General features: G+C 65.2%; 9 protein-coding genes and 1 pseudogene. 1 reads left to right on the top strand and 9 read right to left on the bottom strand.

Annotated features, from left to right (window positions below; genetic code table 11):
- Positions 1-36: 36 nt before the first annotated feature.
- From JDV76_RS01180 to JDV76_RS01145, 8 genes and pseudogenes are all read right to left on the bottom strand, one after another.
- Complete coding sequence (locus tag JDV76_RS01180; RefSeq protein ID WP_198735321.1) at positions 37-399, bottom strand: DUF2304 domain-containing protein; 363 nt, start codon at positions 397-399, stop codon at positions 37-39.
- A complete protein-coding gene (locus JDV76_RS01175; protein ID WP_232958759.1) occupies positions 399-1,064 on the bottom strand; it encodes a glycosyltransferase family 2 protein in 666 nt (221 codons plus the stop codon). Before JDV76_RS01175 ends, JDV76_RS01180 begins: the two co-directional genes overlap by 1 nt.
- Before the next feature lie 183 nt (positions 1,065-1,247).
- Entirely contained in the window at positions 1,248-2,072 is an 825-nt protein-coding gene (locus JDV76_RS01170; RefSeq protein WP_198735044.1) for a glycosyltransferase, read from the bottom strand.
- Between the two features lie 4 nt (positions 2,073-2,076).
- Positions 2,077-3,312 (bottom strand): lipopolysaccharide biosynthesis protein, encoded by a 1,236-nt coding sequence (locus JDV76_RS01165; protein WP_198735043.1) that lies wholly within the window; start codon positions 3,310-3,312, stop codon positions 2,077-2,079.
- Positions 3,312-4,751, bottom strand: coding sequence for a M1 family metallopeptidase (locus JDV76_RS01160; RefSeq protein ID WP_198735042.1), 1,440 nt, complete (start codon positions 4,749-4,751; stop codon positions 3,312-3,314). Before JDV76_RS01160 ends, JDV76_RS01165 begins: the two co-directional genes overlap by 1 nt.
- Complete coding sequence (locus JDV76_RS01155; protein WP_198735041.1) at positions 4,744-6,876, bottom strand: prolyl oligopeptidase family serine peptidase; 2,133 nt, start codon at positions 6,874-6,876, stop codon at positions 4,744-4,746. The genes JDV76_RS01160 and JDV76_RS01155 overlap by 8 nt, the downstream gene beginning before the upstream one ends.
- 262 nt (positions 6,877-7,138) lie before the next feature.
- A pseudogene (locus JDV76_RS01150) lies at positions 7,139-8,260 on the bottom strand (alpha/beta hydrolase); the annotation flags it as partial.
- 105 nt (positions 8,261-8,365) lie between these two features.
- On the bottom strand, positions 8,366-9,484 hold the full coding sequence (locus JDV76_RS01145) for an alpha/beta hydrolase (protein WP_198735039.1): 1,119 nt from the start codon (positions 9,482-9,484) through the stop codon (positions 8,366-8,368).
- A gap of 1,036 nt (positions 9,485-10,520) precedes the next feature.
- Between JDV76_RS01145 and lpdA the strand changes: the two genes are divergently transcribed.
- Positions 10,521-11,936 (top strand): dihydrolipoyl dehydrogenase, encoded by a 1,416-nt coding sequence (gene lpdA / locus JDV76_RS01140; protein ID WP_198735038.1) that lies wholly within the window; start codon positions 10,521-10,523, stop codon positions 11,934-11,936.
- A 97-nt stretch (positions 11,937-12,033) separates the two neighbouring features.
- Here the strand turns inward: lpdA and ramB are convergent, their stop codons facing one another.
- The gene (ramB, locus tag JDV76_RS01135) at positions 12,034-13,464 is read right to left on the bottom strand and encodes an acetate metabolism transcriptional regulator RamB (RefSeq protein ID WP_198735037.1); all 1,431 of its coding nucleotides are present in this window, start codon (positions 13,462-13,464) and stop codon (positions 12,034-12,036) included.
- Positions 13,465-13,640: the final 176 nt, after the last annotated feature.

Genomic DNA, 13,640 nt, shown 5'->3' with positions numbered 1-13,640 from the left:
TCCACGAAGACCGGGGAAAACCAACCGGCGGGTCCGCTACACGGTCGGATACTCGTCCTCGGGGCGGACGGCGTTGCGCAGGGCGATGGCGCGGGCGAGACGCGCATACCGCAGGTCCTGCTCACGGAACCGGACCCAGGAACTCAAGGTGGTGAACATGAAAGCCACGGTCAGCGCATAGAGCAGCAGATCCGTGCCCCGGTCGACACCGACCCAGTTCGCCACCACCGTCAGATCATCCGGGCGGAGGACCGCCCAGATCGCTGCGAAAATGAACAGGATGAACCCGATCTTCACCCCAGCCTTGGCGCGGGCCTTCCGGCGGTTGGACAGGAAGTACACGACGAGTGCGGTCGTGCAGACGAGAAGGAGGATCTGGATGAGCAGTTGTCCGGTGATCACGGGAGCCTCCTGGCGAGCAGTCCGTCGGCCAGGATGTTGACACCGTTGATCAGCGACTGGCCCTTGCTCATCGAGTATTCGGTGTAGAGGATGTCCACGGGCTGTTCGGCGACACGCCAACCGCGTTCGTCGATCTGCGTGACGAACTCGCTGGCGTGGCTCATTCCGTTCATCCGGATGTTCAGTTCCTCTGCGACCCGACGGTTGAATACGCGCAATCCGTTGTGGGCGTCGGTGAGTCCCATCCGTTTCGCCCGGGGGGACAGCATCACCACCGTTCGCAGGACGACGCGTTTGAGCAGCGGAACCTGATCCCCCTCGCTGCGTGGCCTGCCGAAGCGAGTGCCGACGACGATGTCCAACGGCTCGGTGCGCAGCCGTTGGAGCATGGCCACGACATCCTTCACCTGGTGCTGCCCGTCGGCGTCGAAGGTGACGAAGTAGCGGGAGCCGGGCTGAGCTCGGGCATATTCGACACCCGTCTGGATCGCTGCACCCTGGCCGAGATTCACCGGATGATTGATCAGGTGTGCACCGGCGGCGTGGATGGCGATGTCGGAATCATCGGCGGAGCCGTCGTTGATCGCGACGATGTTGGGGAACGTCTCGCGGGCGGCGCGGATGACATCCCCGATGACGGTTGCTTCGTTGTAGCAGGGCATGACGAGCCAGGTGTCCCGGTAATCCGGGGTCGTGGCACCGCCGACGCCTGCGGTATCCGGTGAAACTGTGTCGGGAGATTCCATGATGGTGAACATGCTAGCCGACGGTGGGAGAGGTACAGGTGAGCGCCGGTGCATGGGGGAGAGGAGATGCAGGGGAATGCCCCCGCTCGCGGCGTCCGCTCAGTCTCCTCTGTGGAAGAGTGTCCGGTACACCGATTTCAGGAGCCGCGGCGGCAATGCGCGGTAGAGGGTCCGCACCCCGAGATTGAGTAGCGCCCGCCCGGGCCCCACCAGGCCATAATCGACGAGGTTGCGCTGCATCTGGCGCTCGGCGGTGAACATTCCCCGTCCTGTGCGTCGGGCGAACATCTCATCACCCGTCCGAAACCTGGTCAAGGGCTCAGGAAGGTTGTGGAAGCGCGCCCCTCCGGTGAGCATCCGCGCCCACAGGTCGTAGTCCTCCATGAAGTGGACGTCCCGGTAACCCCCCGCCCGGCGGACGGCACTGGTCCGCAGCATCACACTCGGATGGTTGACAGGTGTGTTGATGCGTGCGTACCGGGCGATCGCGTCGTGATCCTCCGGCAGGGTGCGTACCCCGGTGACCGTGTCCGGATCATCATCGGTGAACTCGGACATCGCGGTACCCAGGACATCGATCTCCGGGTGCTCCGCGAGGTAAGTGAGTTGTACGGCGAACCGCTCAGGTTCCGCGATGTCGTCCGCGTCGAGGCGAGCGAAGTAGTCCGTGTCGATCTCATCCAGTGCGGACTGGGACGCCGGACCCAGCCCCCGGTTCACCGGCAACTCAAGTTGCCGGGCGGACGGATTCTCCGCGAGGAAATCCGCCACCACCGTTGCGACGTCGTCCGGGACGGGACCGTCCCGGACGATGAGGATCTCCTCCGCCGGGCGGGTCTGTCCCGCCACCGAATTGAGGGCCTGCCTCAGATGGTCCGGGTTGTTTCCGTGGTAGACGGTGACGAGGGCGGTGAGCGTCGGCATGTGGTCAGCGTACCAGTGGCGCGGCACCCTGACGCAGGCCCGTGACGTGCACCAGGGCACCGGCGACAGGGCCGATGACCAGTGCGAGACAGACATTCATCGCCAGGGGGAACGGGGCCAGGAAGACACCGAAGGCGACCATGCTTCCGGTCACCCATCCCGCCACATATCGGTTGTGCCGGTTGACTGCGAGCGTCGCTGTCCCGGTGATCATGAGCACCCCCGTGCAGGCAGCGCCGAACGTGAGCGCGGCGAGGACCGGACCCGGCACGACGAACCCGGCGCTGAAGAACACCCCCATGATCCACGGGCCGAGCAGCCAGGCAGCCACTGCACCGAGCACCCCGACACCGAACACCGCACTCAGCGGCTTACGCAGCGCACCGAGCAGATCAGCGGAGTTCTCCACGAAATGCACGATCAGGGCTGACTGGAACCGTTGCAACGGTACGAGGATGGGGGCTCGGGTGAGCATCACCGCGAGCATGATCCCGTCGACCGTGGTGTCCAGGCCCGCGTCCACGGAATCCCCGGCGACGGCCTTGACGAAGGTCGGAAACCCCACGATGAGCAGCGCCGTTGCCCCAGTGGCGAGCATTGCCGAGACGGCATTACGGACGAACCGCCCGGTACGCACGTCCGTGTCCGAACGCAGGGCAGCCCGGGCATCGGCAGACATCCCCAGAATGACCAGCCACGTCGCTGCCCCGAGCACGGTGACCACGAGGAATACCGGCAGGCCCCAGCCCAGTGGCCAGGCGACCAGCACGAGGACGAGCCGAACCCCCGAATCGACCGCCATCAGCCAGGCGTACTGCGCCCACAGTCCACAGCCGGACAACACACCCGACAGCACAGCCTGGTAGGTGTAGCTGATCAACCCCACGGCCAGCAGCACCACCGCCAGCCCGTGGTCCTGCTCCAGGAGCCGTGGAGACCACAACGGGCCGGTAACGACGAGGACGGCCGCGACGGTGGCACCCACCATCCCGGCAACCCGGAACGGTCGTGCGCCTCGCGACGTCACCACCGCGCCGGTCCGGTCCGCGGTGCGGGCACCGGCGACCGCCCGGGTCGTTTCCTGCATCAGACCGTCAACGACCCCGGCGAGCGCGAAGAACAGGCTCCAGAACGCCATAAACTGACCGAAACGCTGCACTCCCAGTGCCCAGGATGCGACGGTCAGGATGATGAAGCCACTGGCCGCGGCGAACACCGTCGCCAGGCTCAGCGCGCGCATCAGCCCGCGCTCCGGGTCCGTGACCGCGGCTCCGGGAATGGTGGCAGTGCCACGTTATGTAACCACGAATTCCACAACCCAGTCAGCGTGTCGACGGGCACCCCGACCTCCGTGCAGGCGGCCGACATCACCGTCCGTAGATCGATCGGTTCCACCACAGAATGCCGGTTCGCCGCCGTGTACCGGCGGATCGCGGCGAAGAAGACGGCGTCATCGTCGATCAGACACCGCAGGGCGTGCACGACTAGCGCACCACGCTTATACACCCGGTCATCGAACATCAGCGTCGGCCCCGGATCCGCGAGCAAAAGATCCTTCGGCAGCCGGGACAACACCCGGTAATGCCGACGGGCCGGCTCCGCAGCAGGCACCCGGGTCGAATGCTCGAACCACAGCCACTCCGCATAGCACGCGAAGCCCTCGTTCAGCCAGATGTCGTTCCACTGCGCCAGACCCAGGGAATTACCGAACCACTGGTGCGACAACTCATGCGCGATGAGTCGCTCCTGTTCCTTCCGGCCGTCGACATGATTCGAACCGAAGATGCTCAGGCCCTGGGCCTCCAGTGGAATCTCGAGGTCATCCTCGGTCACCACGACCCGGTACCTGGCGAACGGGTACGGGCCGAATAATCGGGTGTACAGGCGCATCATCTCGACCTGATCCGCGAACTCCACCCGGGCCGCCGGAGCTTTCCCGGCCGGGAGGAAAACCGACACCGGAACGGGCGCAGGAGCTGCGGAAGGGGCGGGCGTCGACAAGCGAGGATCGAAGTCGGCGGCATCGAACTCCGTGTACTGACCGACCTGGACGGTCGCCAGGTAGGTCGCCATCACGTGCTCCGTCCGGTAGTGCCACGACGTCCGTGACCCCGACCGGCGCCGCTCCACGAGCTCCCCGTTGCACACCACCACGTAGGGATTGTCCGCTGAGACGATGATGTCGTAGCGGGCCTTCTCGTCCGGGGTGTCATCACAGGGGAACCAGCTCGGCGCGCCACACGGCTGCGACGCCACCAGGGAACCGTTCTCCAGCTCCTCCCAGCCGAGCGTCCCCCAGGGGCTGCGCACCGGGCGTGGCGAACCGGAATACGTGATCGACAGTGTGAATTCACTGTCCACCGGGATCTCCGCGTCGAAGGTCAGCAGCAGCTTGCCACGCGCGTGCCGCCACCGGGCCACCTCGACGCGCACCGCACCCGATCCACTCGTGGTGATCTTGGACACCTTCAGTGACGGCCCCAGATCGAGGGTCAGTCGTTTCAACGGCAGATAGTTCACCATGTCCAGCGTCGCGGAACCCGCGAGACGGTTCGGCTCGACCCGATAGTCCAGGTCAAGACGGTAATGCCGGATATGGAACCCCAGATTGAAGTCGACCCCGGTGTAGGAATCGCGGGTCCCCGGGATCGGGGAATTGCGCAGGCGTTGGCTAGTCATCGTGAGCGGATGATACCGCGCCGGGAGGCACGTGTCCGACCTGACGATCCAGCCAGGCGAAGATCACCGACGACAATCGGGCCCGCTGGGCGCTGTCTGCCGCACCGCCGTGCCCGCCCTCGGTGTTCTCGTAGTAGTCCACGGGCTGCCCCGCATCCGTGAGTGCCGCTGCGAACAGTCGCGCGTGGGCGGGGTGCACGCGGTCATCGCGTGTCGACGTCGTGACCAACGCCGGTGGATAGGTCCGCTGCGCCCGTGGCGTGACATTGTGCAGTGGGGAATACTGCTTCAGCACCTCGCGGAACTCCGGATCATCCGGGTCCCCGTACTCGGCGGTCCAGCTCGCGCCGGCCGACATGCGGTGATAGCGGAGCATGTCCGTGAGTGGTACCTGCACCACCGCTGCCCCGAAGCGCTCCGGATACCGGGTCAGGGCCACCGCCGTCACCAGACCACCGTTGGAACCGCCCCACACGGCCAGCTGCTCCGGGGTGGTGTAACCGCGCTCGACCAGATCCATCAGCACGGCCTCGTGATCCTCGTGGACCCGCAGCCGGTCGGTTCCCGTCGCGCCGCTGTGCCAGGCAGGGCCGAACTCCCCACCACCGCGCAGATTCGCCTGCACGAACAATCTGTCCCGCTCCAACCAGCCGATCCCCGTCGAACCGAGATAACCAGGTAGGAGAGAGACCTCGAAACCGCCATAGGCGTAGACCAGACACGGGCGTGGTTGAATGTCGCTCCCGTCCGCGCCGCCACCGAAACGTCCCGTGATGAAGTAGGGGATCAGCGTGCCGTCGGCGGACCGGGCATGGTGCTGCCGGGTACTGAGACCGTCGGCGTCGAACGCCTCCGGTGCGCGATATACCGTGTGCAACTCCAGCGCTCCGGGGCCGTCCGAGAGATCACCCCACAACAGTTCCACAGGCTCCGTGAAGGAGCGGGCGGCCAGCCAGATCTGATCGTCATCCAACGGCGCGGTGTCCACCACGCTGACGGTTGAGAGTCCCGGGAGATTGAGCCGGGTGAGTCTCGTGACCGGAGCATCCAATGGAGCCGCGAAGAGCACCGTCGCCACGGTATCGGTCACGGTAAGGATCAGATGGTTGCGGGTGACCGACAAACCCACCAACGCGGTCGTCGGACCGGGGGCGAACACGCACTCCAGCGTGTGATCACCGGCGAGGTAGGAGACAAGGTCCGTGACCCCCAGGCCGCCGTCCGGGACGCCCCCGAATCCGGTACGCGGCAGCACGAACAACTGGCCGCGGTGGACCGACACCTCGCAGTCCTCGGGGACCTCGAGGATCTGCAGGCCGGCATCCGTCTCCACGAATGTTCGGTGCCGGTAGAAGTCGAGTGTCCGGCGGACGAACAGACGCTCATGTCCAGGTGTCGTGTCCGCCCATCCCGTGCTGGTGATGTCCGACTCCGGGCCGGAGAAGTACAGTTCGGCGCTGGTGAGCGGCTCACCGCGATGCCACCTCAGGACGCGTGCCGGATAGCCGGAGGTGGTCAGTGAACCGTCGCCTGTGTCCGTACCGATGAAGAGCGTGTCCCGGTCGATCCAGCTCACCGTCGTCTTCGCCTCTGGGACGGTGAAGGGACGGTCGGTGACGAAGCCGCCGGACACGAGATCGAACTCCCGGATCACCACGGCATCCGCCCCGCCCCGGGACAGTCGGATCAGCGCCCGGTCATGCTCGGGGGATCGGACGTGCGCGCCCCGCCACACCCAGTTCTCGTCTTCGGCGTCAGCCAGGGCATCGAGATCCAGCAGGATCTCCCAGTCCGGCGACCCGGAACGATAGTCCGCCAACCGTGCCCGCCGCCACAGGCCACGGGTGTGCTCCGCGTCGCGCCAGAAGTTGTACACCTGCTCGCCACGACGGTTCGGGAACGCGATCCGGTCGTCCGTGTCCAGCACCTCGCGGATCCGGGACTCGAGCTCCCTACGGTCCAACCGGGACCCCGGGGCGTCGAGAAGTGCCACGGTGGTCGCGGTGTGTTCCGCTGCCCAGGCGAGCGCCTCCGGGGAGAGAATCGTCTCCAGTTCGGGGTGCGCGGAGTCCGGTTCACCGAAGGTTTCCGGTTTGGGGGACGGGCCGGTGGCTGGAATGGTCATGCCCGTCATCGTACCGAGGCCCCGGAAAGACCGAACCCGCCGTCCGGAGGGGACGACGGGTTCGGTTCCGGGTTAGCGGGATCTAGCCGGCTGCGGGGCTCGTGCCGGGGAGATCGGTGACGTTGAGGGGGACGGGGTTGCGGAGTTCCTCAATGATCTTGTCGACGTCGATGTTGCCTGCGTTGGCCGCCTTCTCGACGTCTTCCGGGGTCATGAACTCTGCGTTCGCGGCCCGCTCGTCTTCCTTGGTGATCTCGTTATCAAGGCCGAACGCCTTGGAGAACGTTACCCAGGAACCACGGAGATCCTGCTGCCAGTACGGCCAGGAGTGGGTTCCGGTGGGCCGGAAGTTGAAGTCGGCCGGGATACCTTCGGCATCCAGCTTGGCTTTCAGATCGTGGGTGCACTTGTTCGTTGCTGCCTCGATCAGGCCCCCTTCGATCGTGAGGGTCATGATGGCCGCGGAACCCCGGCCGGCGCTCCACAGGTCATTCTGGCCGACGAAACCTGAGGCGTTGGACACGTAGATCGCGGTGCCCTCGAGGTCGGCCGCGTTGATGAGTGCGTCATTGTAGGTCCACAGGTCGCTGCCGAGCGGGCCCCACATCTGTTCCTTGGAGGCGCCACCGCGGCCCAGGGTGACGTCGATGAACGCCGGACCGAATCCGTTGGCGGTCTCCGCACATCCGGAGAAGGATCCCACAGCGTCGTAGAATCCCTTGTTGTGCTCGGCGAGGAGCAGTGAGGTGGTCGCGGTCATCGACATGCCTGCCACCGCGCGCTGGTTGGTGGTCTTCAGGGCGCTCTCCAGGGGGCCGGGGAGTTCCTTCGTCAGGAAGGTCTCCCACATCTGCTTGCCCCCGAGTGCGGGGACGTCCTCCACCCAGTCGGTGTAGTAGGAGAACTTGCCCTGCATCGGGATGACGACGTTGACGTTTTTCGTCAGGTAGAAGTCGATGACGTCGGACTGCATGACCCAGTTCGCCCTGCCCTCGCCGCCGTCGCCACCGTTGAGGAGGTAGATGATCGGCCGCGGGCCCGCGGACTCATCCGCCTTGATCACGACGAGGGGAACCTGGCGGTCCATGGACGGGGAGTAGGCCCACCACTCTGCGACGCGTCCCTTTGATGCCTCGGTGTACTTGCCGACGAGCTCGCGCCATGCGAGTGCCTCGTTGCCGTCGTAGGCCGTGCCTGGGTTTTCAATGTCCAGGGGCCCCTGGGTGATCACAGCGGGCGGTAGGTCGGCATTGACGTCCTGCGGGGTCAACCGGGCCGCCAGCGCCGCGGGCGCGGTGAGGACCGTCACCGTGGGTGCGACGAGCAGTGAAGCGGCGAGTGCAGAGGCGGTGATCGGGGAGGCGAAGCGTCGGTACAAATTCACGGTGGGGACCAATCGAACGTCGGGGCGGGAGAATTCAGTGTGGGACAGTGAGAATGCTATAGCCGGCCACCGGGGCAGACAAGGCCCCGATGGCCGGAGGGGGTGCTATTCCCCGATGCCGAAGGCCCGAGCGAAGACGGGCCAGGAATCACGGAGATCCTGCTGCCAGTAGCCCCATGAGTGGGTTCCGGTCGGGCGGAAGTTGAAGTTACCGGGCACGCCCTGGGAATCCATTTTCACCTTCAGGTCGTGGGTGCACACGTTGGTCACGCCTTCGATGATGCCGCCGTTCACCACGTGCACGAAGACGTTCATCGGTTGTCCGCCGGTCCACGGTGAGGTCCACAGATCCTCGGTGCCGGCGTAGCCGGAGGCGTTGGAGACGTAGACCTCGGTGCCGCGGAGCTTGTCAGCGTTGATGAGGGCGTCGTTGTAGTGCCAGTTCGGGGTACCGAGCGGGCCCCACATCTGCTCCGGGGTGGCGCCACCACGGGCCAGCGTCAGGCGGATGTACTCGGGGGCGAGTCCACGGGAGGTCTCCGCGCAGCCGGAGAAGGAGCCGACGGCGTCGTAGAGGCCCGGGTTGTGCTGGGCGAGGAGGAGTGAGGTGGTCGCGGACATGGACATGCCGGCGATCGCGCGCTTGTTGGCGGCACCGAGGGTTGACTCGAGGGGTTCCGGGAGTTCCTTCGTCAGGAAGGTCTCCCACATCTGCTTGCCCCCGAGTGCGGGGACGTCCTCCACCCAGTCGGTGTAGTAGGAGAACTTGCCCTGCATCGGGATGACGACGTTGACGTTTTTCGTCAGGTAGTAGTCGATGACGTCGGTCTGCATGATCCAGTTTGCCCTGCCCTCGCCGCCGTCGCCGCCGTTGAGGAGGTAGATGACAGGGCGGGGCCCCGTGCTCTGGTCTGCCTTGATGACGACGAGCGGGACGTCGCGGTTCATCGAGGGGGAGTGGGCCCACATCTCGACGACGCGGTCATTGTTGTAGCTGTTGATCTTCTCACGCCAGATCAGGGAGTCGCTTCCGTCGTATGCGGTCCCGCCCTGGACATCACGGGGCCCCACCGTGACGGTGGCACGGGGCGTATCGCCCGCGACCTGAGCCGGGGTCAGATCGGAAGCCAGTGCGGCGGGCGCGGTGAGCACCGTGCCAGTCACGGCTGCAGCGGATAGGGCCAGAGCTGCGACAGGTGCCGCGATGCGTCGGAGGTTCCTCATGAATTGTCCTTGGTGTAGTTGTTCGCGTCGGTTTCGGAAAGCTGTTCCCGGCCGTGGCGGCCCGCCCCGTCCTATGGTGCGGACCGCGGTTCCGTCTTGACCGTCCGAACCGATCGGCCGGCGCGACCCCGCTGTCGTCGGGAAACGTCGTTCGCTGTCGGCTGATCGGATCCAACATGTATGTCGTGGAGCGTCACCCAAACGTTAGCACTCCGTGTCTGAACGGTGTTGTCCCGGAACGCCGGGAGTCCCTCCGGTCTGGGCGCTGCCCCGTCGCTGGGTTGCGACTGCACAGAGTCCGCTCGGTCTGCTCGGCTGAGCGGGGTTCCCGGATTCACGAGCTAAGTCCAGAGTTGCTGATGCCAATGAAATGACACAAGAGGCGGGTGCGGTTGCGGTTTTGTCGGGATAGCCCGGAGCTTTGTCGCCGCAGGGGCGCCGTGTTCCCCCGTGGACTTCCGGGGCGGACCGGCAGCGCTTACGATGAACCGGAAGCTGCGGCGCGTAACGCCCGAGCCACCCCGCCCGTATACACCGGGCAGTGGTGCTTCCGCCGGTGCGACCGGTCCGGAACCCTCGAGGTGGGAAACCCCACCAGTTCCCGGTCCCCGTGTCCGGACACAGACAACTCCGATCGAAAAGGCAGAAACCCATGCAGGCACTCGAACCCATCATCCTCATGATCAACAACGCACTCGGCTTCCTCGCCCACGCTGGCTCCTCCGTCACCAGTGCACTTTCCCACGGAGTGGGCCGCTTCTGAGACGTCTCCGGACCTCAGTCCCTGAGGTTTCCGTGACCCAGTTGTGTCTGTGGTCGCGGTGCAGGGCACCTCACGGCGCGCGTTTCGTGTGCGGTGAGGTGCCCTGCATTCATTCCGGTGGGGATCGCAGTCGTTGGCCCCCGGTCGCGGGGCGACAGGTGCTTGCGCAGCGGTCGCAGGCGGGCCCGCGGGCTCATCCCATTGCCCGGCCCGCACCGGAATTGATGGACCGTTTGCACGACATTCAGAGCACGGGCACGTATCCTTGTACGTGTGACTGAACATTATGACGTTGTTGTACTCGGCGCGGGTCCCGGTGGCTACGTTGCCGCCATCCGTGCTTCCCAGCTCGGCAAGAAGGTTGCCGTCATCGAGAAGCAGTACTGGGGTGGTGTCTGCCTGAACGTGGGGTGTATCCCCTCAAAGGCGCTGCTGAAGAACGCGGAGGTGGCGCACACCTTCAACCATGAGGCGAAGCTCTTCGGCATATCCGGTGACGTGTCCTTCGATTTCGGTGTGGCGCACGACCGCTCGCGGAAGGTCTCTGCGGGCATCGTCAAGGGCGTCCACTACCTGATGAAGAAGAACAAGATCACCGAGATCAACGGCCTCGGCTCCTTCGTCGACGAGCACACGATCGAGGTCACCGAGGGCGATGACGCGGGGAAGAAGGTCACCTTCGACAACTGCATCATCGCGACCGGTTCCGTCGTGCGTTCACTCCCCGGTATCGAGATCGGCGGCAACATCGTCTCCTACGAGGAGCAGATCCTGGACAAGGATTTGCCCGAGTCGATGGTCATCGTCGGTGCCGGGGCGATTGGCATGGAGTTTGCCTACGTGCTCTCCAACTACGGCGTTGATGTCACCATCGTGGAGTTCATGGACCGGGTCCTGCCCAACGAGGACGCGGACGTCTCCAAGGCCATCGCCAAGGAATACAAAAAACTTGGGGTGAAGATCCTGACCGGTCACAAGACCACCGCGGTCCGCGACAATGGCGACAGCGTCGAGGTCGACGTCGAGTCCAAGGACGGCAAGAAGACCGACACCCTCACCGTTGACCGGGTCATGGTCTCCATCGGTTTCGCGCCCCGCGTCGAAGGCTTCGGTCTGGACAAGGTCGGCGTCAAGCTCACTGAGCGTGGCGCGATCGACATTGACGAGCGCATGCGCACCAATGTCGAACACATCTACGCCATCGGTGACGTCACCGCGAAGCTCCAGCTGGCGCATGTCGCCGAGGCGCAGGGTGTCGTCGCCGCAGAGACCATCGCGGGTGCCGAGACGATGGAACTGGGCGACTACATGATGATGCCCCGGGCCACCTTCTGTAACCCGCAGGTCGCGTCCTTCGGATACACCGAGGAGCGGGCCCGCGAGCTCGCGGAGGAGCGTGGCTGGGAGATCAAGACCGCGACATTCCCGTTCTCGGCGAACGGCAAGGCGCAGGGCCTCGGCGAGCCGGCCGGTTTCGTCAAGGTCATCGCCGATGCCGAGTTCGGTGAGCTGCTCGGTGCGCACATGGTCGGATCGAACGTGTCCGAGCTGCTTCCCGAGTTGACCCTGGCGCAGCGCTTCGACCTCACCGCTGAGGAGGTCGGGCGCAACGTGCACACCCACCCGACGCTCTCCGAGGCGATGAAGGAAGCGGTCGAGGGTATCTCCGGACACATGATCAACCTCTGATCCACGTATCTCTGAGGGGCCGCACCGGGAACATCGGTGCGGCCCCTCTGTCGCGTTCACCGGCGGACCCGGCACTGCCGGGTGGTTGCGGACAGGCTCAGTATGGGGCGACCGTCGAGGTGTGTGCGTCTATCTTCAACGGCCGGTGGACTGGGGGGAATGCGCGTTGTGCGCAGTTCGACCTGGAACAGACGCGGCAGCCCGCCCCGATTGGTGTCGCGGCGTCGAGGTTCGCCAGATCCAGCCCTTCCGCGTAGACGGTCCGCTCGGCGTGCCGGGCCTCGCAGCCCAGACCGATGGCGAAGATCTTCCCGGGTTCGGTGAAACGGCTGCGGTGGTGGCGTACCGTCCGGGCGATCCACAGGTAGTTCCGGCCGTCGGGCATCTGGGCGAGCTGACGCATGATCGTTCCCGGGTTGGTGAACGTCTCGTAGACGTTCCACAGGGGGCAGGTGCCGCCCGAGTGGGTGAAGTGGAAGCCCGTCGCGGACTGGCGCTTGCTCATGTTCCCCGCCCGGTCGACCCGGACGAATGTGAACGGGATACCCCGCAGTTGCGGCCGTTGGAGGGTGGATAGCCGGTGACAGACGGTTTCGTATCCGGTACCGAAGATCTGGGCGAGGTGATCGATGTCGTACTTGGACTGCTCGGCTTCCGCATGGAAGCGGCGGTAGGGCATGAGGAGTGCCGCTGCATAGTAGCTTCCGACACCCCGGGTTGCGAGAATCCGGGATTCCTCCGAGGTGAAGTGGCCGGAATCGACCGCGGCACTGAGGATGTCGGCAGCTTCGAGGTGTGCCAGTTCGGCTGCCATCCGGAAAGCCCGTTGGCCGCTGTTCAGTCTGGGGGAGAGAGACAGGATGCCGTTCTCCCGGTCGAGGTGGTGCAGCGTGTCTTCCGAGGCCGTCCCTCTGCACACCGTTATCCCGTGCAGTCCGAGACGTCGGGTGATCGCTACCTCTGTCCGTGCTGGATCGGTGGGATCTACATCGAGTTCCTCCGAGAGGACTTCCGCCGATGTGTCCAGCTCGTCGAGGTAGTTCTGTCGGGCGTAGAAGAAGTCGCGGACCTCCTCATGGGGCATGCCGAGGGGGCTGTCGACAGCCCGGAAACCGGATTCCACAGCGGTCGGAAAATGTCGCACATCCGTGGCCAGGGAGAGTTTGTCGCGGACGTTCCGGTAGCGGCGGTGCATGTCCACCATCGCCTTGGCGAGAGCGGGGTGGTTGTAGACCATCTCGGACAGCTCCTGGAGTTCGACCGGGTCTGGGCAGATCTCCCGGTCGAGGACGACGTCCTGGACTTCCGCCAGCAGCCGGGAGTCATCGTCCCGGGAGAAGAAAGTCGCGTCGACCCCAAAGGCCTCGGTGATCCGGAGGAGGACCGGGACTGTGAGCGGGCGGACGTCGTGTTCGATCTGGTTGACGTAGGACGCGGAGAGCCCGAGTGTCGAGGCCAGGGCGGCCTGGCTCAGGTCGCGTTCGCGCCGGAGCTGGCGTAGCCGGGATCCCACATACGTCTTACCCATGGGTGGGAGTCTAAGCGACGGCGCCTGACCTTTACAGGGATTTGCTTGTGGACGATGCACGTTAGCAACATCCCTCGAATCGGGGGTTGACCGGTGTCGGCGGTTCGGGTGGAGGCAGGGGAGGTGGCGTCGTCCGCCGACGCAGGGTGTCCGGAATGCCTGGAGTCTCTCTCCTG

The organism is Corynebacterium marambiense, from assembly GCF_016342275.1.
GTDB lineage: Bacteria > Actinomycetota > Actinomycetes > Mycobacteriales > Mycobacteriaceae > Corynebacterium > Corynebacterium marambiense.
This window is presented reverse-complemented; position numbering and strand designations above follow the sequence as displayed.